The organism is Dyella sp. AD56 (genome assembly GCF_002878475.1).
GTDB lineage: Bacteria > Pseudomonadota > Gammaproteobacteria > Xanthomonadales > Rhodanobacteraceae > Dyella.
Genome location: NZ_NRDP01000041.1, coordinates 1 through 19,194, shown reverse-complemented (window position 1 = coordinate 19,194; position 19,194 = coordinate 1). Strand labels below are relative to the sequence as shown.

Below are 19,194 nucleotides of genomic sequence, written 5' to 3'. Positions count from 1 at the left end.
CGAGACCATCAACGGGCTCTACAAGGCCGAGCTGATTCACCGCCGAGCACCATGGAAAACCAGAGAAGCGGTGGAACTGGCCACGCTCGAATGGGTGTCATGGTTCAACCACCAACGCTTACTCGAACCCATCGGGTATATTCCACCCGCCGAGGCCGAAGCTAACTACTACCGTCAGCTGGCTTCCGACTTGGTGCAGGCCGCATGATCACTTAAACCAAATAGCCTCCGCGAAAACCGGGGCGATTCAGGCGTGCTCTGGCGGAGCACTTCCATGGTGCGTTGCTGCACTCGCACAGAGGTCGCAACGCCTGGCGGGCTAAAATGGAGGGCTTCCCTGTTCCCCCTTGGAGCCTTCCATGGATTTCCGCTTTACCGACGACCAGTTGTCCATTCAGGCCATTGCCCGCGATTTCGCGCAGAAGCGCATCGTGCCGGTGGCGGCGGAACTGGATGAGAAGGGGGAGTTCCCGCTCGACAACATCCGCGAGATGGGCCAGTTGGGCCTGATGGGCATCGAGGTGCCGACGGAATATGGCGGTGCGGGCATGGACCCGATTGCCTACTCGCTGGCGATGATCGAGATCGCCGCAGCCGACGCAGCCACGGCGACCATCATGTCGGTCAACAATTCGCTGTTCTGCACCGGCATCCTCAAGCACGGTACGGAAGAGCAGAAGCAGAAGTACGTGCGCGCCATCGCACAAGGCGAGGCCATCGGTGCTTACGCACTGACTGAGCCCCAGTCCGGCTCGGACGCCTCGGCCATGCACACCCGTGCCACCAAGAATGCCAATGGCGACTGGGTGATCAACGGCAAGAAGAGCTGGATCACCTCGGGCATGGTGGCGCGCTACATCATCCTGTTTGCCATCACCACGCCGGGCATCGGTGCCAAGGGCGTGTCTGCCTTCATCATCGATACGCAGTTGCCGGGTTTCCACGCGGGCAAGAGCGAACCGAAGCTGGGCATTCGCGCTTCGGCGACCTGCGAAATCGAGTTCACCGATTACGTGTGCCCGAAGGAGAACCTGCTGGGCGCCGAAGGCAAGGGCTTCGCCATGGGCATGAGCCTGCTCGATGCGGGCCGCATTGGCATTGCCTCGCAGGCCGTGGGCATTGCACGCGCTGCGTACGAGGCCTCGGTGCAGTGGTCGCGCGACCGCAAGGCGTTCGGCCAGCCCATCGGTACCTTCCAGATGACCCAGGCCAAGATCGCCGACATGAAGTGCAAGCTGGACGCAGCCATGCTGCTGACCTTGCGCGCCGCCTGGACAAAGGGTGAGGCGGAAAAGAACGGCGGCCGTTTCGGCACCGAGGCATCTATGGCCAAGCTGACCGCGTCGGAAGCCGCGATGTGGATTGCACACCAGGCGGTGCAGATCCATGGCGGCATGGGTTACTCCAGGGAAATGCCGCTGGAGCGCTACTTCCGCGACGCCAAGATCACCGAGATCTACGAAGGCACCAGCGAGATCCAGCGCATCGTGATCGCGCGCGCTGAAACCGGCCTGCGCTGAGCACTGGATGAGGAAAGCCCTCGGCAGCGCCGGGGGCTTTCCCGTTTAAGGACGCCATGGGGCAGTTGACGCGCATCAGAGTAATCGCAAATACTTGCGATTAACCAGGGATTCGGTACCCCCTCTTGCCAAGGATGGCGCCTAGGCTTTTCGTTCTGGCGCTACCGATAGCTATCGGTGCGGCGACAGAGCTTTCCCGTGCTAGTGGCGAGTGCGTTCAATCGCCTCGCATAACCTCTTTCACCAACTCGACCAGTGCCCGCAGTCCCGCGGGCACATGGCGGTGGCCGGGGTAGTACAGCGCCAAGCCGGGATAGGGCGGCGTCCAGTCGTCCAGCACGCGGACAAGCCGACCTGAGGCGATGTGCTCGGCCACGGTCCATTCGCTGGCATAGGCCAGGCCTACGCCTTGCAGCGCGGACTCCACCATCAGATCCCATTGGCTGAGCGTCAGCGGGCCGGCTACGTCCACGGTGACGGCTTCCCCGTGCTTCTCGAACTCCCAGCGATACGGCGTCCCTGTGGGCAGACGTGCGCGGATGCAGGTATGGGACATCAGGTCGGCAGGGGACGCGGGCTTTTCGCGATCGCGGAAATAAGCGGGCGAGCCGACAACGGCAAAGCGCAGGTCAGGCGTGCACGGCACGGCGATCATGTCCTGCGGAACGGCATCGCGCTGGCGGATGCCCGCATCGAAACCCTCGGCCACGATATCCATCATGCGGTCGTTGGATACCAGATCCACGTGCATGTCGGGGTAGCGCTCCAGGAAGCGCAGCACGATGGGCGTCAGCACCATCCGTGCAGCACCCAGCGACACATTGATGCGCAGCGTGCCGGTCGGGGTGTCGCGGAACTGGTTGACCACGTCCATCGCATCGGCGATGTCGCGTAGTGCGGGGCGCACACGCGCCAGGAACTGCTCGCCGGCTTCCGACAAGGCCACGCTACGGGTCGTGCGATGGAACAACCGCACGCCCATACGTTGCTCCAGAGCGCCGATAGCGTGGCTAAGCGCCGATGGCGACATGCCAAGCTCGGTGGCCGCGGCACGAAAGCTCAGGTGGGTGGCAACGGCAACGACAGCCTTGAGTTCGTCCAGTCCGGTGCGTTTCATTGTGCTGATTCCTGCAACAGCCCATGCTGGATTGGGCTGATTGTTACATCAATGGGTGGCCGCTACGTTTCCTGTATCCACTGATAGGGAGCAAAACCCATGAGCAAGACGATACTCATCACCGGCACCTCTTCAGGCATCGGCCATGCCGCCGTCCGGCGTTTCGCCGATGCGGGCTGGAACGTGGTGGCGACACTGCGCAACCCTTCGGCTGCGAGTGACTTGGCCGCGTTGCCCAACGTGTTGGTGACGCGGCTGGACGTGCAGGATGAGGCCAGCATTCATGCCGCCATTGACGCTGGCATGGCCCGGTTCGGGCACATTGATGCGCTGGTGAACAACGCCGGTTTCGGCCAGTACGGGCTGTTTGAGGCTACGCCCGATGCGAAGGTGCGCGAGCAGTTCGAGGTGAACGTGTTCGGCGTGATGGCGGTGACGCGGGCGATCCTGCCGCATTTTCGCCGCCGCCATGCGGGCGTGATCGTCAACGTGAGTTCGGGCGCGGGCATGTTCACGCTGCCACTGATCTCGCTGTACTGCGCCAGCAAGTTCGCGCTGGAAGGTTTCTCCGAGTCGCTGTCGTACGAGCTGGCATCGCAAGGCATTGCGGTGAAGCTGGTGATCCCGCATGGCGGCGTTAGCAGCACGCGCTTCGGTGAGCGATCCGGCGCGGAGCACGGTGAGCAGGGGCGCATGGCCGACTATGACGCGTTCGTGGCGCAGACCAACGCGGCATTCGACAGCATGCGCGCGGGCCGCATGATGACGTCGGACGAGGTGGCCCAGGTGATCCAGCAGGCCGTCACGGACGACACCGACCGCCTTCGCTATCTGGTCGGCGGCGATGAGCGCGGTTTCGTCCGGGCGCGTCGGGAACTGACCGAACAGGGCTATATCGAGTTCATGCGCGGACACTTCGGTGATGCCGCCTGAGGTCTGAAAGCGCGGGGAATCGGCCTTCCTCGCGCTTTCGGCCGCCATCGTGGGGCGCGGCACGATGGTTGCTTCCAACATGGAATCACCATCCACGTGCTGCGAGCCGCCCATGTCAGATGTCGTTGAGAAGCTGGAAGAAGAAAGCATGGTCTACAAGACCTTGCTCGAGTCCACCAAAGCCATTCCCTGGCGCATCCAGTGGGACACCATGTCGTTCTCCTACATTGGCCCGCAGATCGAGGAACTGCTTGGCTGGGCGCCCGACAGCTGGGTGAGTGTGCAGGACTGGGCGGATCGCATCCATTCGGACGATCGCGACTGGGCCGTGAATTTCTGCGTAGCCCAGTCCAAGGCCGGCGTGGATCATGAGGCCGACTACCGCGCGCTGTGCAGGGATGGCAGCTACGTATGGATCCGCGACGTGGTGCATGTCGTGCGCAAAGACGACGGCAGCGTGGATGCCCTAGTCGGGTTCATGTTCGACATCAGCGAGCGCAAGCGCACCGAACAGCGCCTGATCGAGCTGCAGCGGGAACTGGAGACCTTGTCCTTCAAGGATGGCCTTACCGGCATCGCCAATCGCCGCCGTTTCGACACGGTATTTGACGAAGAGTGGACCAGCGCGCGCCACGGTTCGCGACCGTTGTCGCTGCTCATGCTCGATATCGATTATTTCAAGCAGTACAACGACCACTACGGGCACGTGCAAGGCGACTATTGCCTCAAGGTGGTCGCCAAGACGCTGGAGAAGGCAGTGCGCGGCCCACGCGATTTCCTGGCCCGGTTCGGCGGCGAAGAGTTCGTGCTCGTGCTGCCGGACACCGACGCATCCACGGCTATGCAAGTAGCCGAGCGTTGCCATGAATTGATTCGCACCGAATGGATACCCCACGAGCGCTCCATGGCCGGCATGGCGCTGACCCTGAGTATCGGCGCCGGCACGGTGGTGCCGATGCATGGGGACGAGCGGCAGGCTTTCCTTGAGTTGGTCGACCGTAGGCTGTATTCGGCGAAGGTGCGCGGTCGGAATACCACCGTCAGCGGCGAACAGTAAGCCGCGCGCTCTGCGCACTGCATTGATACTGGCTCCGTCAAGCGCTAGCTCCGACTGCCAAAGAAAAAGCCCCGGTCTTGCGACCGGGGCTTTTTGTTGAACGTCCGGTGGACCCGGATCACGCGCCGCGGCGCGGATCCGAATCGAACGGCTGCATCGGGCCTTGAGTGGTGCCACCGCCGCCTTGCGGCGCGGTGCCGTCGTGCCCGTCAGTCACCGCACCGCCGTGAGCCTGGCGGATCGTGTGCGATGTCTCGTCCAGCTTGTCGCCAAGCAGTCGACGCACCGTCACGTAGAACACCGGGATCAGCAGCAAGCCCAGGAACGTGGCGAAGAACATGCCGCCGATCACGCCCGTACCGATGGAGTGGCGGGAGTTGGCGCCAGCACCGGTGGAGATGGCCAGCGGGAACACGCCGAGCATGAAGGCAAACGAAGTCATCAAGATCGGGCGCAGTCGCAGACGGGAGGCCGTAACCACCGCCTGGAACAACGACTGGCCAGACTGTTGCTGCTCGACCGCGAATTCCACGATCAGGATCGCGTTCTTCGCCGCCAAGCCGATCACCGTGATCAAGCCGATCTTGAAGTACATGTCGTTCGGCAAGCCGCGCAACATCGAGAACACCACGGTACCCAGCAGGCCGAGCGGCACCACCAGCAACACGGCAACCGGGATCGACCAGCTCTCGTACAGCGCAGCAAGGCAGAGGAACACGATCACGATCGACAACACCATCAGCAGTGTCGCCGAGTTGCCGGCCAGGATTTCCTGGTACGACTGACCCGTCCAGTCGGCACCGAAGCCCTTCGGCAGATCGTTATCCACGATGCTCTGCAGGGCGGTCATAGCCTGACCAGTCGAGAAGCCCGGCGCTTCGTTACCCACGATTTCCACGGCGGCGTAGCCGTTGTAGCGGGTCAATGCCGGCGAACCCATATCCCAGTTGGTTTTCACCACGCTGGAGATCGGGATCATGTTGTACGGATTGACCGTAGCCGCGTACGTGGACGAACTGCTCGAACCACTCGACAGGCTGCTCGGCGTATAGATGTGCTGCAGTGCTTCCGGACTCATGCGGTAAGCCTGGTCCGCCTGCAGGTACACGCGCTTCACGCGGCCACCGTAGACGAAGTCGTTCACGTACACCGGCGCCAGCATCATCTGGATGGCGGTGTACACATCGCTCACCGACAGGCCCATGGCCTGCGCCTGCACGCGGTCCACCTTCATGTCCCACTGGGGAGCATCGGGTAGCGAGTTGGGGCGCACGCCGAACAGCGCGTGGTTGTCCTTGGCCTTGCCCACCACGGTGCCCATGGCCTGCATCAGCTCGCCATGCGTCTGGCCGGCGCGAGCCTGCAGGAACATGTCGATACCGCCGAACTGGCTGAGGCCGCGGATGGTAGGCAGGTTGACCACAAAGATCTGCGCGTCGCGGATGCCGTGCATCACACCGTTCGCCTTCAGGATCCAGTCGTCGGCCGTGATATCACGCTCTTTCCAGTCCTTGAGCTTGATAAAGGCCATGCCGGTGCTTTCGCTCTGGCCGATGAAGCTGAAGCCGCTGATCTGGTACATGCCGACAATGTCGTCTTGCAGCGGGCTCTGCTTCACGCGTTCGCGCATCTCGGCCATCACTTCTTCCGTGCGGTGCAGGGTGGCACCCGGCGGCAGGTTGACGATGGCGAGGGCGAAGCCCTGGTCTTCATTGGGCACGAAGCTGGTAGGCAGCTTGGTGTACAGGAAGCCAGCCAGTGCTGCGACCACGACGAACACCATCATCCAACGCGGTGCATGACGCGCCGCGCTGCCGATGTGGCCGCTGTAGGTATGCGTCACCCGATCGAAGAGATCGTTGAACTTGCGGTAGACGATGTTCTTCTTGTGATCGTGAACCGGCTTGAGCAGGGTGGCGCACAGCGCCGGCGTGAACGACAGCGCCAGGAAGGCCGAGAAGCCCATCGACACGGCAATGGTCAGCGCGAACTGCTTGTAGATCACGCCCGAGGCGCCAGGCTGCAGGGCCGAAGGCACGAACACCGCTGCAAGCACCACAGTAATGGCGACCACGGCGCCGGTGATCTGGCCCATCGCCTTGCGCGTCGCTTCCTTGGGCGACAACTGCTCCTCGGTCATGATGCGTTCGACGTTCTCGATCACCACGATCGCGTCGTCCACCACGATGCCGATGGCCAGCACCATGCCGAACAGCGTTAGCTGGTTGACGGTGAAGCCCAGGGCCACCAGGCCGATGAAGGTACCCAGCAACGCCACCGGAATCACCAGGGTGGGGATCACCGTGGCACGGAAGTTCTGCAGGAAGATCAGCATCACCAGGAAGACCAGGATGATGGCCTCCACCAGCGTGTGTATCACTTCCTCGATCGAGATCTTCACGAACGGCGTGGTGTCGTACGGGGCAAACCAGGTGACGCCTTCCGGGAAGTCCCTGGACAGCTCGACCATCTTGGCCTTCACTGCGTCGGCCACGTCCAGCGCGTTGGCGCCCGGCAGCAGCTGCACGCCAAGGCCACCCACTTGCTGGCCGTTCCATGTAGCAGCCAGGCCGTAGCTCTGCGGACCGAAGTCGATGCGGGCCACGTCGCTCAGCTTGACCACCGTGCCGTCGCTGTTGGCGCGCAGGATGATGTTGCCGAACTCTTCAGGCGACGAGAAACGACCCTCGGCGGACACGGTGGCGGTGAAGCCCTGGTCCTTCGGAGACGGGTCGGCGCCCAGCGAACCGGCAGCGAACTGTACGTTCTGCGCGGCCACGGCGGAGTACACCTGGCTGGCCGCCAAGCCGTAACCCTGCAGCTTGTCCGGGTTCAACCAGATGCGCACACCGTACTCGGCACCGATCAGGCGGGTGGCGCCCACGCCGGGGATACGACCGACCTGGTCGGCCACCTGGGACGCGATGATGTCGGCCAGGCGGTTGCCATCGATGTCCGGATTGCTGGACACCAGGGACACGAACATCAGGAAGTCAGGATTGCTCTTGGCCACCACCACGCCCTGCTGGGTCACGGCGGTAGGCAGGCGCGGCTGAGCCAGCTGCACCTTGTTCTGCACCTGCACCTGGGCGATGTCCGGGTCGGTGCCCGTTTCGAAGCTCAGCGTGATCGTCGACGTGCCGTTGGAGTTGGACGAGGAGCTGAAGTACAGCAGGTGATCGATGCCCGTGAGCTGCTGCTCGATCACCTGGGTGACGTTCTTCTCCATCGTATCGGCGTTGGCACCCGGGTAGGTTGCCGACACCACCACCTGCGGCGGCGCGATGTTCGGGTACGACTCGATACCCATGTTCAATACGGAGATGGTGCCAACCAGTGTGATCAGGATGGCCACCACCCACGCGAAGATGGGACGGTCAATAAAGAAACTCGGCATGTCAGTAGGCTCCCTTACTGCTTACCGGCAGCCGAGCCAGACTGGCCTGCCGCCGCCGGTTGGCCCTGCGCACCCTTCTTCTGGTCGGGCTGGTACGGCGTGGCCTTGGCCGGCTTGCCAGGCTGAACCGCCTGCAGGCCGGACACGATCACCTGGTCGCCGGCGCTAAGGCCGTTGGTGACGATCCAGTTGCCGTTGCTCAAGTTCTCCGCACTGACGTTCTTGCGCTGCACGTTGCCGTTCGACTCGACAACCAAGGCATAGGCGCCCACTACGTCGCGCAGCACGCTGGGTTGCGGGACGAGGAACACGTTGTGCTGTTCGCCGAGGTTGGCCGTGATGGTCACGTAGGTGCCTGGCAGCAGACGGCGCTGCGGGTTGGCCAACAGGGCGCGCAGGTTCACGGCACCGGTGGTGGGGTCGACCGTGGCACCCGAGAAATCGAGCGTGCCGGCCTGGTCATAGGTGCTGCCATCGGGCAGGGTGACCTTCACCGTGGTCTTGGCCTGGTCCGACAGCGAGACGTTGCCGGCGGTCTGGGCCGCGCGCAGGCGATCCAGATCGGCGGAGCTCACCGTGAAGTTCACGTAGAGCGGATCGAGCTGGTCAACCGTGGTCAGCAGGGTCGAGCTGGAACCGGTGTCGGCGTTGCTGGCGCCGACGATGGCACCCTCGGTGACCTGCTGCTGGCCGGCGCGCCCATCGATCGGCGACTCCACATGGGTATAGCTGAGGTTGATGCGGGCGCTCTGCACAGCCGCTTCAGCCTGCTTCACCGCGGCTGCGCTGCTGCGCTCGTTGGCTTCGGCGGCGTCCACATCGGACTGCGAGACATAGTGCTGCGGCAGCAACTGGCGCAGACGGTCGGCGGTCTTGTGATAGTTCACATAGGTGGCCTGCGCCGACGCCAGGTTGGCCACGCTGGAGGCCAGCGCCGCCTGATACACGGCCGGGTCGATCTCAAACAGGATCTGGCCCTGCTTGACGTCCGTGCCTTCCTGATAAGCGCGCTTGAGCAGCACGCCTGAGACGCGGGCGCGCACATCGGCGCTGCGATAGGCCGACACACGGCCCACCAGGTCCTTGGTCAGCGGCGTGCTCTGGACCTGGGCCTTCACCACGCCGACTTCCGGCGGTGGCATCTGGGGCGGGCCTTGTTCCTTGCCTTTGCCACAGGCGGCCAGTGAGAGCAGGCCAAGGCACAGCAGGGGTGTGCGCAATGACGTGGACTTCATGTGGGCTCCATTCTTTATCTTTAATGTGGTCAGGGGATGCAGCGCGTCGACACCTATCCAGGCGACGACAAATCAATGGCTTGCGACGAACACACAGCGGCCCCGCGAGTCCAGGGTCCCGTGGAACGGGAAACGCAGGACGGGCGGGGCCCGGAAGCCGTGGCTCGTTCAGGCAGGCGAGCTTGGACTATACCGTACAGTTTACAATTTGTAGAGCCACCCTCACTACGCCAGGCGGGCTTCTCCGGCCATCCGGACGCGCTTCTCGGGCCGCGCTGAGATCAGTTTGCTGTACCCCTTGGAGGATCGCCGGGTACTAATGTTGGCTGAATTCCGTGAAGGAAGGGTGTCGGTGTCCATGGCACCCGCCGGACTGCGGGGGCATGGTGCCAGTCCGCCCGTCGAGGGGCCTGTGCCGATGGTCCGGTTGCGTGTCGCGGCCACTTGCTAACAACACACCGAAACTGAGTGAGGCGTGCGGGCGCTCCTATTTTGGTTGGCCCGGCAGCGGTGCGCGCAGGACAGATTTTCATCTGCTGCGCTGCAACGTTTTGATGAGTCCGCGCAATGACATACGCATAGGTATTGCATGGCCAGCACCGCTGGCCGGCCCGGACCATTCGTTGGCAACACGTGAGCGCGGCAAGTCTTTCGAATGCTGCAAAGTGTTTTTCCTGACACCGAATGGTCATGTCGTCCTCGCGCAAACACCCTCGCAACGCATTTGCTGCACAGGCGTCATCCCCTGCTACTAGCTGAAGTTCGCCTTTCACAAAGGTGGATTAGGCATGTTGCGAGGCGTATCCTTTTGAGGCTTTTTTAGGCTCATTCCGTCTCCCCAAAACAGTAGATGCCATGAACGCGATTCGTGCGGCTAGCAACAGCTCATTCCCCACTGTTGTTTTCGAAGAACTGAAGCAAAGCGGATTTCCTACCGGGCGCCTTGATGAGGCGCAATTTTTTATCAGCGCTTTCTTCTCGCGTATCGCCGACAGCGACCTCGAGTTGCATACGGCTCGTGAGTGGGCCGGGCTGATTGCGGACCTGCTCAATTTCATGCAGCAGCGCAAGCCAGGCCACGCCACGGTGCGGGTGGTCAACCCGGAAACCGGCCATGCGGGCCGCAGCTACATCGAGGTCGTCACCGACGACATGCCCTTCCTGGTGGACACCGTCACCATGGTTGCAGGCGAAAATCTGCAAATCCACGCCGTGATCCATCCGGTGGTGGAGGTGTCGCGTGACGCCTCCGGCAAGCTGCTGAAGATCGGTGTCGCCGACGGCCAGTCCGAATCGGTGATGCATTTTGAAGTCGATCGCGTAGCGAACGACGAAGAGCTCGCCAAGCTCAAGGCCCGCCTCGAAGGCGCGCTGGAAGACGTGCGCATCGCCGTGGCCGACTGGAAGAAGATGCGCGATCAGGCGCTGACCATCGCCACCGACCTGTCGTCACGTCAGTTGCCGATCGACGCCGCCTCGATCACGGAGGCCTCTGAATTCCTGCGCTGGCTCGCCGACGACAACTTCACCTTTCTCGGTTACCGCGAATACGAAGTGACCGAAGCCGACGGCGAAGAAGTGCTGCGCGCCAACGAAACCTCGGGCGCGGGCATCCTGCACAAGAGCGAACGCTCGCTGGCGCCGCGCTCGCTGCGTTCGCTGGTGGCCAGCGACCTGCCGCAGTCTGGGGCTACCGACGCCATCATCCTCACCAAGACCAATGCGCGCTCGCATGCGCATCGTCCGGGCTACATGGATTACGTGGGCGTGCTCAAGTTCGACGCCAACGGCAAGCCGGTGGCTGAGCAGCGCTTCCTGGGCCTGTTCTCTTCCAACGCCTATATGGCCCGTCCGCAGGACGTGCCGCTGGTGCGCCAGAAGTTCGAGTACGTGATGGAGCGCTCCGGCCTCAAGCGCGACTCGCATTCGGGCAAGGCGCTGCGCCACATCCTGGAAACGCTGCCGCGCGACGAGCTGTTCCAGAGCAGTGACGAAGAACTCTTCAACACCGCCATGGGCACGCTGGAACTGCGCCAGCGCGCACGCACGCGCATCTTCGTGCGCCGCGACCGCTACGGCCGCTTCGTGACCTGCCTGGTGTATGTCCCGCGCGAACGCTTCAACACCACGGTGCGCGAGCGCATCGAGGCCATGTTGAAGGACACCATGCGCGGCGAAAGCCTCGATTCGTCCGTGTTGATGGGTGAGGCCGCGCTGGTGCGCCTGCATGTGGTGGTACGCCCGAAGATCGGCGACCAGGTGCAGTACGACTCGGCCGAGCTGGAGAAGGGCGTGGCCGCCATCGTGCGCAACTGGTACGACGACGTACGCGACGAGCTGGTGCACGCGCTGGGCGACCATGACGGCGTGGTGTTGGCCAACCGCTATGCCAAGTCGATGCCAGCTGGCTACATGGAAGACGTGTCCCCGGCCGTTGCCGCACAGGACGTGCACCAGTTGTCGCTGCTCAAGGGCGACGACGCAGTGCGCATGTCGTTCTACCACCCGGCCTCTCGTCCGGAAGAGCTGCGCTTCAAGATCTACCGCAGTGGTGGCGACATCGCTCTGTCCGAAGTGCTGCCGCAGTTGGAGAACCTGGGCCTGCGCGTGCTCACCGAGCACCTGTACGACATCAATGTCGGCGGCACCCAGCTTTACATCCAGGACTTCGAAGTGCAGACCGCCGGCAGCCTCGCCTTTGGCGTGGAGCAGGTTGGTTCGCTGTTCGAAGATGCCTTCGAGCAGATCTGGCGTGGTAACGCGGAGAACGACGGCTTCAACCGTCTGGTGCTCGGCGCCAAGCTGAGCTGGCGTCAGGTGGCCATGCTGCGCGGCTACTGCAAGTACCTGCTGCAGACGGGCGTGGCCTTCTCGCAGGCTTACATGGAAGACGCCTTCAACCGCTATCCGGCCATCGCCGGTCTGCTGGTGGAGATGTTCCTCGCCAAGTTCGACCCGCGCCGTGAAACGCTGGCGGCCGACGAGCTCAAGCGCGCCGGCGACTTGCTGCGCGGCGAAATGCAGGTGCTGATCCCCGAGTCGCTGCGCCACGCGCATCCGGCTCTCGTCGACGGTTTGGTGGGTGCACTGTCCAAGCCGCGCGCCGAGCAGATCACGGTTATCGAAGAGGCTATCGGTACGCTGCTGGAAACCGTCTCCAGTCTGGACGATGACCGCATTTTGCGCAGCTTCATCGCGCTGATTCGCGGCACGCTGCGCACCAGCTTCTTCCAGCAGTGGAACGACCAGTACCGCAGCTACATCAGCTTCAAGTTCGACTCGCACGGTGTGCCGGAGCTGCCGAAGCCGGTGCCGTACCGCGAAATCTTCGTGTGCGCCCCGCGCGTGGAAGGCATCCACCTGCGCTTCGGCCCGGTGGCGCGTGGCGGCTTGCGTTGGTCCGACCGTCGCGAAGACTTCCGCACCGAAGTGCTGGGCCTGGTGAAGGCGCAGATGGTGAAGAACACCGTGATCGTGCCGGTGGGTTCGAAGGGCGGCTTCTACGTCAAGCGTCCGCCTGTGAACGGCGACCGCGACGCGCAGTTGGCCGAGGGCATTGCCTGCTACCGCATGTTCATCAGCGGCTTGCTGGACATCACCGACAACCTGGTCGAGGGCAAGGTAGTGCCGCCGCACGATGTCGTGCGTCATGACAAGGACGATCCGTACCTGGTTGTCGCTGCCGACAAGGGCACGGCCACGTTCTCCGACATCGCCAACGCCATCTCGGTCGAGCACGGCTTCTGGCTGGGCGACGCGTTCGCGTCGGGCGGCTCGAACGGCTACGACCACAAGGGCATGGGCATCACCGCCAAGGGTGCATGGGAGTCGGTCAAGCGCCACTTCCGCGCGCTGGGTCGCGACAGCCAGACGCAGGACTTCACCTGTGCGGGCATCGGCGACATGTCCGGCGACGTGTTCGGCAACGGCATGCTGTTGTCGCGTCACATCAAGCTGGTCGCGGCGTTCGACCATCGCCACATCTTCCTTGACCCGACGCCGGACATCGAGCGTTCGTTCGTGGAACGCGAGCGCATGTTCAAACTGCCGCGTTCGAGCTGGGACGACTACAACAAGTCGCTGATCTCCACGGGCGGCGGCGTGTATCCGCGCACGCTGAAGTCCATCCCGATCTCGCCGGAAGTGCGTGCCGTGCTAGGCATCAAGCCGGACGTCACCCAGCTGGCGCCGAACGAACTGCTCAGCGCCATCCTGAAGGCGCCGGTGGACCTGTTGTGGAACGGCGGCATCGGTACCTACGTGAAGTCCAGTGCCGAAACCCATGCCGACGCGGGCGACCGCGCCAACAACGCACTGCGCGTGAACGGTGCCGAGCTGCGTTGCAAGGTCATCGGCGAGGGCGGCAACCTGGGCTTCACCCAGAAGGGCCGTATCGAAGCTGCACAACATGGCGTGCTGCTCAACACCGACTTCATCGATAACTCGGCCGGTGTGGACACCTCCGATCACGAGGTGAACATCAAGATCCTGCTTGGCGACGCCGTGCAGCGCAACGAGCTCACGCTCGACCAGCGCAACACGTTGTTGGCCAGCATGACCGACGAAGTGGGCCAGCTGGTGCTGTGGGATAACTACCGCCAGAACCAAGCCATCACCTTGATGGAGCACCAGTCGGCGCACCGCATTGGTTCGATGGCGCACTTCATCCGCATGCTGGAGCAGGAAGGCCTGCTCGACCGTCAGGTGGAAAACCTGCCGACCGAAGCGGAGCTGACCGAGCGCAAGACGCGCGGTATCGGCATGACGCGTCCGGAACTCTCCGTGCTGCTGTCGTACGACAAGATCAAGCTGTTCCAACAGCTGCTCGACTCGGACGTGCCGGAAGATCCGTACCTGTCCAAGGAACTGGTGCGCTACTTCCCGGAACCGCTGCACGCGAAGTACGCCGACCATATGCAGCGCCATCGCCTGAAGCGCGAAATCATCGCCACGGCTGTGACCAACTCCACCATCAACCGCATGGGCGCCACCTTCATGATGCGCATGCAGGAGGACACGGGGCAGGGGCCGGCAGCTATCGCCAAGGCGTACACCGCCGCACGTGAAATCCTCGATGCGCGTGAGCTGTGGGCACAGATCGAAGCGCTGGATGGCAAGGTGGCGGAAGCCACCCAGATCGACGCCATCCTGCAGATTTGGTCGCTGCTGCGTCATACCGCGCGTTGGTTGCTGAACCGTCCGGGCGGCACGCTGGACATCGCCGCCAACGTGGAGCGCTACCAGGCGGGCGTCACCGAGTTGCGTGCGGCGCTGCCCAACGTGCTCACCGAGACCGGCAAGCAGGAGTTCGCCACCAGCCAGGAGAAGTGGGAAGGCCTGGGCATGCCGGGCGAACTCGCCCTGCGTCTGGCGCGCCTGCCCGAACTGCGTGCCATGCTCGACATCGTCGAAGTGGCGCAGCAGAGCGGCCAGCCGATCGCCAAGGTCGCCGGTGTGTTCTACGAACTGGGCGAGTCGCTGGACCTGGAATGGCTGCGCAGCCAGATCGAGGCGCTGCCTGTGGAAGGCGCATGGCACGCGCAGGCACGTGGCTCGCTGTTGGATGAGCTCAACCACCAGCATCGCGCGTTGGCCCTGCAGGTACTGACGTTGACCGGTGCCTCCAAGGACATCTCGCCGGTGAAGGCATGGCTGCAGCGTGACGACGCCACGCTGAAGTACACCCGCAACATGCTGGCGGAGATCCTTACCCAGAACGCGGACTATCCGATCGCCTCGGTCGCGGTCCGTCGTCTGGCCCAGTTGGCGCAGGTGCCGGTGAACCAGTAAGGCCGTTCGCGGCCCCGGCACCGCCGGGGCTGCGGTGACACGGAGCAACATCACGAAGGGCGCGGACCGGCGACGGTCTTGCGCCCTTCGTCTATCTACGTTCAACTGGCGGCCTCCTTCCGAACGTTGACCGGCCATATGCGCTTCGCCTTCGTCGCCAGCGAAACCAACGTTGCCCAGCAGGCTCGGCGCAAACTCGTCGACCGTTATGGCGACGCGTCGCCCGAGGAGTCTGACGTCATCATTGCGCTGGGTGGTGATGGCTTCATGTTGCGCACGCTGCATGCCTATCGCGCCCTGCCTGCGCCGGTCTACGGCATGAAGCTGGGGCGTGTGGGCTTTCTGATGAACAAGCACCGGTTGGATGAGATGGAGGAGCGTGTCTCCCGCGCTCATGCCGCGGTGCTGTATCCATTGGAAATGCGCACAATCGACGCCCATGGTGAAGTGCACCACGCGCTCGCCTTCAATGAAGTCTCGCTGCTGCGCCAGAGCAACCAGGCCGCGCACCTGGAAGTAAAGCTCAACGACACCGTGAAGCTGCAGAACCTGGTCTGCGACGGCATCCTGGTATCCACGCCGGCGGGCTCCACCGCGTACAACCTTTCGGCACACGGCCCGATCCTGCCGTTGGACGCCAACGTGTTGGCGCTCACCCCGATCAGCCCATTCCGCCCACGCCGTTGGCGCGGCGCCATCCTGCCGCATCGCACGCTGGTGACGCTGCGCGTGCTCGACCCCGGCAAGCGCCCGGTTAGCGCCACCGCCGACTATCACGAGGTGCGCGACATCCGCGAGGTGGCGATTCGCCAATCGCCAGGGCAGGGCGTGCGACTACTGTTCGATCCGGAGCACAACCTGGAGCAGCGCATTCTGGACGAGCAGTTCGCACAGGATTGAATACTCTGGGGAATGACGGTGCGGGGAGGCGTGCGACATTCCCGCAACCTATCTTTTGCTAGATTGCTCTCCATGACCCGCCCGACACCTTCCGCCCACGACTCTTCCTCAGCTGGTGACAACCGGCTTGTGGTAGCGATTTCCTCGCGCGCCCTGTTTGACCTCGGTGATAGCCACGAGTTGTTCGAGCATCAGGGGTTGGACGCTTACCGCGCGTTCCAGATCGAGCATGAGAACGAGATACTGAAGCCAGGGGTGGCTTTCCCGCTGGTGCAGAAGCTGCTGGATCTCAACAAGCTGGCGGGCGACGTGCCACCGGTCGAGGTGATCCTGCTGTCGCGTAACTCCGGGGACACGGGCCTGCGCATCTTCAATGCGATCCAGCACTACGGGCTGGAGATCAGCCGCGCTGCATTCACCAGCGGGGCACCGACCTCCGATTACATCGCGCCATTCAAGGCCGACCTGTTTCTTTCCGCCAACGCTGAAGACGTGGGTCGCGCGCTTGCAGCGGGTGTGGCGGCAGCCACCATTCTCCCTTCCGTCGCGCCACCGCGTGCCACCGAGCAATTGCGCATCGCTTTCGACGGCGATGCCGTGATCTTCGGTGACGAGGGCGAACGCGTTTCGCGTGAGGAAGGGCTGGAAGCCTTCCATCGCAGTGAGCGCGAACTGGTCGACGAGCCACTTTCGGTGGGGCCGTTCCGTGGATTTCTCACCGCCGTGCATCGTCTGCAGGCGGCGTTTCCTGCGGAGGATTCACCCATCCGCACCGCGCTGGTCACCGCGCGCTCAGCGCCGGCTCACAAGCGCGTAATCCTCACGTTGCGCCGCTGGGGTGTGCGCATCGACGAGGCATTGTTCCTTGGCGGTCGCGACAAGGGGCCGTTTCTCGATGCTTTCGGCGCAGACATCTTCTTCGATGATTCGCCGGCCAACGTGGAGTCGGCGCGCAAGCATGTGGCGACGGGGCATGTGCCGCATGGTGTATCGAATCGCTGATCTACCTGGGTATCCACGGAGGGAATCATGAAAGCACGCATTGCCACTCTGACGATGATCGCCTGCTTGGCGGCGGGTTCGGTCCATGCCGCCAGCAACACGGCACTCGAGCACATGCTGAAGCAGTCTACCCATGAGGCTCCCCCTGATCAGGCGGCACGGATGCACGAGGCCATTGCCTCTTCGCCTGCGCTGGAAGCACAGCTTAATGCGTTGATCGCATCAGGCTTGCTGACCCGTTTTGCCATCGGCGTTACGCCGGATCAGGTGCCTCGGCGAGGGCCATTTTCCGCATGGATCCATGAAAGTACCTGGGCCTTCAGCGGCGATTTCATCGGGAAGCACGGCAAGCAGCGCTTGTTCGACGTCGTGCAGCCTGACGACATCCTTCCGGACAATCTGGTGTTCGCCCTGGGGCACATGGCCTACGGGGCGAAGACGGCAAAGGAGCTGGCGGCCCAAGAGGCCTCGCTCCAGGCGTCCTACAAGACGCAGGCATCTTCCGGCAATCATGACGCTACGTCCTTCGTAAAACAGTCCGTGTCGCTGCAAATCAACAACGACGCCGCAGCGACCATTCAGGGCTGGAACGACACGGTGGATGCCGCCCAGCATGAGAACGGTGGCAAGCCACTGACTGCTCGCCAGTCGGCCTCGCTGATGATGAACCTGCAATACCGCGGCGCGTTGATCAAGGCGATGCAGGCGCCGGCAGGCAGCAATATGCAGATTGGCAACGACGGTCACGTCGAGATAACGCCCGCCAACATCGCCGCCGTTGCCAATGCGCTCTCCACGTCTTCAGTGTTCGACGTGCAGTAAAACGCGAACCGTTCAAGGCACCGAGTGGCCCTTGCTGGCCGTCCATATGGCGTACCAGTCTTCGGCTTCGAGCGGGGCGTCGAGTGCGGCCACGGCGTCTCGCAGGCCATCGATGCGCCCCGTGCCTGTGATCACGTGCGGGCGCGAGGGATGGCGTAGCACCCAGGCGAACGCCAGTGTGGTGAGGCTGATCCCGTAGTGGTCAGCGATCGAAGTCATCTCAGCGCGCACGCGTACAGCCTGCTCGTCCTCGCCAGTAAACAGGCGGCCGCCACCCAGCGGGGACCAGATCATCGGTCGCAGGCCAAGTTGTTGGGCCTGGTCGAGCGTGCCATCGTCCAGCGCGTTCATCTGCAGAGGCGACAGCTCCACCTGGTTGGTCAGCAGCGGATGGTGCTGGTGCAGCAGTGCGAACTGACTCGTCGTGTGGTTGGACACGCCCCAGTGCGCAACCTTGCCTTCGCGCGTGAGCGTGGCGAAGGTGTCGGCCAGCCCGGCGGCATCCATCAGGTAGTCGGGGCGATGGATCAGTACCAGATCCAACTGCTCGGTGTGCAGGTTGCGCAGCGACTGCTCCACCTGGGCCCGCACATAAGCGGAGGAGGTGTCGTAGTAGTTGATGCGATAGGGGTGTTGCGCGGAGCGCAGCCGGATGCCGCACTTGGTGATCAGCTGCATGCGTCCGCGCAACGATGGCTCTGCCTTCAGCGCCTCGCCGAACTGGGCTTCCGCCTGGTAGTCGCCGTAGATGTCCGCGTGATCGAACGAGGTGATGCCCAGTTCCAGCGCTTGTTCGATCCAGCGCACGCGCTCTGGCACGCTGAGTTGCCAGCTGACGATGCGCCAGAGGCCGGCGACGATGGGGGAGAGGGTGAGGGATGGAGTGGGCATGGTGATTGGGTGGGTTTGGCGGAGGCGAGGCAGTGTGCCAAGGCTGGGGGTGGTGTGCCAGCGCGGGGGATGAGGCGAGGATTTTTTGCTCCCTCTCCCCTTTGGGGAGAGGGTTGGGGTGAGGGGTGGGTGCTCGCCTCATCGTTTCATCTGTGTCGTCATCCCGGCGCAGGCCGGGATCCAGAGCCTCGGTGTTTGGTTGTCGCGTTGGGGCATCCTGGTCGCCTACGCAGCGGGCGTTTCGCCCTCCTGCCGGAGGCCGAGTCACTTTTCTTTGCTTGCCCAAAGAAAAAGTAACCCAAAGAAAGGGCACCCCCACTTGGCGCTGGCCGGTGAAGCCGGCCAGTTCGTGAGGGGCGGCCGGGCTTTTCGCCAGGGCATCCTGCCCTGGCGAAAAGGGATCGGCATCCTTGCCGATCCCCCTGCGGGCCTTTTCGTCCACCCCTCACCGCCGCACAGGGGGCCCGAAGGTCAAAAGCGCCGAGCCGACGGCTCGTGCAGCGGCGCTGCACATTGCGTCGCGGCAGGTC

The 19,194-nt window shown here is 63.3% G+C and carries 12 protein-coding genes; 8 read left to right on the top strand and 4 right to left on the bottom strand.

All coding sequences use genetic code 11. From position 1 onward, the window contains the following. On the top strand, positions 1 to 208 hold a 208-nt coding region (locus DyAD56_RS23025), incomplete at its 5' end, for an IS3 family transposase (RefSeq protein WP_146010606.1). A 151-nt stretch (positions 209 to 359) separates the two neighbouring features. After that, positions 360 to 1,520, top strand: coding sequence for an acyl-CoA dehydrogenase family protein (locus DyAD56_RS23020; RefSeq protein WP_102305173.1), 1,161 nt, complete (start codon positions 360 to 362; stop codon positions 1,518 to 1,520). Between the two features lie 217 nt (positions 1,521 to 1,737). Here DyAD56_RS23020 and DyAD56_RS23015 read toward each other — a convergent pair whose 3' ends face one another. After that, on the bottom strand, positions 1,738 to 2,637 hold the full coding sequence (locus tag DyAD56_RS23015; RefSeq protein WP_102305172.1) for a LysR family transcriptional regulator: 900 nt from the start codon (positions 2,635 to 2,637) through the stop codon (positions 1,738 to 1,740). A 99-nt stretch (positions 2,638 to 2,736) separates the two neighbouring features. On the opposite strand from DyAD56_RS23015, the gene DyAD56_RS23010 reads away from it, so the two are divergent. Both DyAD56_RS23010 and DyAD56_RS23005 read left to right on the top strand, forming a co-directional pair. Then, positions 2,737 to 3,570, top strand: a complete 834-nt coding sequence (locus DyAD56_RS23010; protein WP_102305171.1) for an SDR family oxidoreductase — start codon at positions 2,737 to 2,739, stop codon at positions 3,568 to 3,570. Between the two features lie 112 nt (positions 3,571 to 3,682). Next, on the top strand, positions 3,683 to 4,627 hold the full coding sequence (locus DyAD56_RS23005; RefSeq protein ID WP_102305170.1) for a sensor domain-containing diguanylate cyclase: 945 nt from the start codon (positions 3,683 to 3,685) through the stop codon (positions 4,625 to 4,627). 118 nt (positions 4,628 to 4,745) lie between these two features. Here DyAD56_RS23005 and DyAD56_RS23000 read toward each other — a convergent pair whose 3' ends face one another. Together DyAD56_RS23000 and DyAD56_RS22995 are read right to left on the bottom strand one after the other, a co-directional pair. Next, a complete protein-coding gene (locus DyAD56_RS23000; protein ID WP_102305169.1) occupies positions 4,746 to 8,024 on the bottom strand; it encodes a multidrug efflux RND transporter permease subunit in 3,279 nt (1,092 codons plus the stop codon). Between the two features lie 14 nt (positions 8,025 to 8,038). Continuing rightward, the gene (locus tag DyAD56_RS22995) at positions 8,039 to 9,259 is read right to left on the bottom strand and encodes an efflux RND transporter periplasmic adaptor subunit (RefSeq protein ID WP_102305168.1); all 1,221 of its coding nucleotides are present in this window, start codon (positions 9,257 to 9,259) and stop codon (positions 8,039 to 8,041) included. Between the two features lie 855 nt (positions 9,260 to 10,114). On the opposite strand from DyAD56_RS22995, the gene DyAD56_RS22990 reads away from it, so the two are divergent. The 4 genes from DyAD56_RS22990 to DyAD56_RS22975 all read left to right on the top strand — a co-directional run bounded on the left by DyAD56_RS22990 (position 10,115) and on the right by DyAD56_RS22975 (position 17,773). Continuing rightward, positions 10,115 to 15,049: an NAD-glutamate dehydrogenase domain-containing protein gene (locus DyAD56_RS22990; RefSeq protein WP_102305167.1), complete on the top strand. Its 4,935-nt coding sequence runs from the start codon at positions 10,115 to 10,117 to the stop codon at positions 15,047 to 15,049. Positions 15,050 to 15,187: 138 nt separating this feature from the next. Then, positions 15,188 to 15,949, top strand: a complete 762-nt coding sequence (locus tag DyAD56_RS22985) for an NAD kinase (protein ID WP_102305166.1) — start codon at positions 15,188 to 15,190, stop codon at positions 15,947 to 15,949. A gap of 72 nt (positions 15,950 to 16,021) precedes the next feature. Beyond that, on the top strand, positions 16,022 to 16,951 hold the full coding sequence (locus tag DyAD56_RS22980; RefSeq protein WP_102305165.1) for a 5'-nucleotidase: 930 nt from the start codon (positions 16,022 to 16,024) through the stop codon (positions 16,949 to 16,951). Between the two features lie 27 nt (positions 16,952 to 16,978). Next, on the top strand, positions 16,979 to 17,773 hold the full coding sequence (locus DyAD56_RS22975) for a hypothetical protein (RefSeq protein ID WP_102305164.1): 795 nt from the start codon (positions 16,979 to 16,981) through the stop codon (positions 17,771 to 17,773). Between the two features lie 12 nt (positions 17,774 to 17,785). On the opposite strand, the gene DyAD56_RS22970 is transcribed toward DyAD56_RS22975, so the two are convergent. Next, complete coding sequence (locus tag DyAD56_RS22970; protein ID WP_102305163.1) at positions 17,786 to 18,664, bottom strand: aldo/keto reductase; 879 nt, start codon at positions 18,662 to 18,664, stop codon at positions 17,786 to 17,788. Positions 18,665 to 19,194 lie beyond the last annotated feature (530 nt).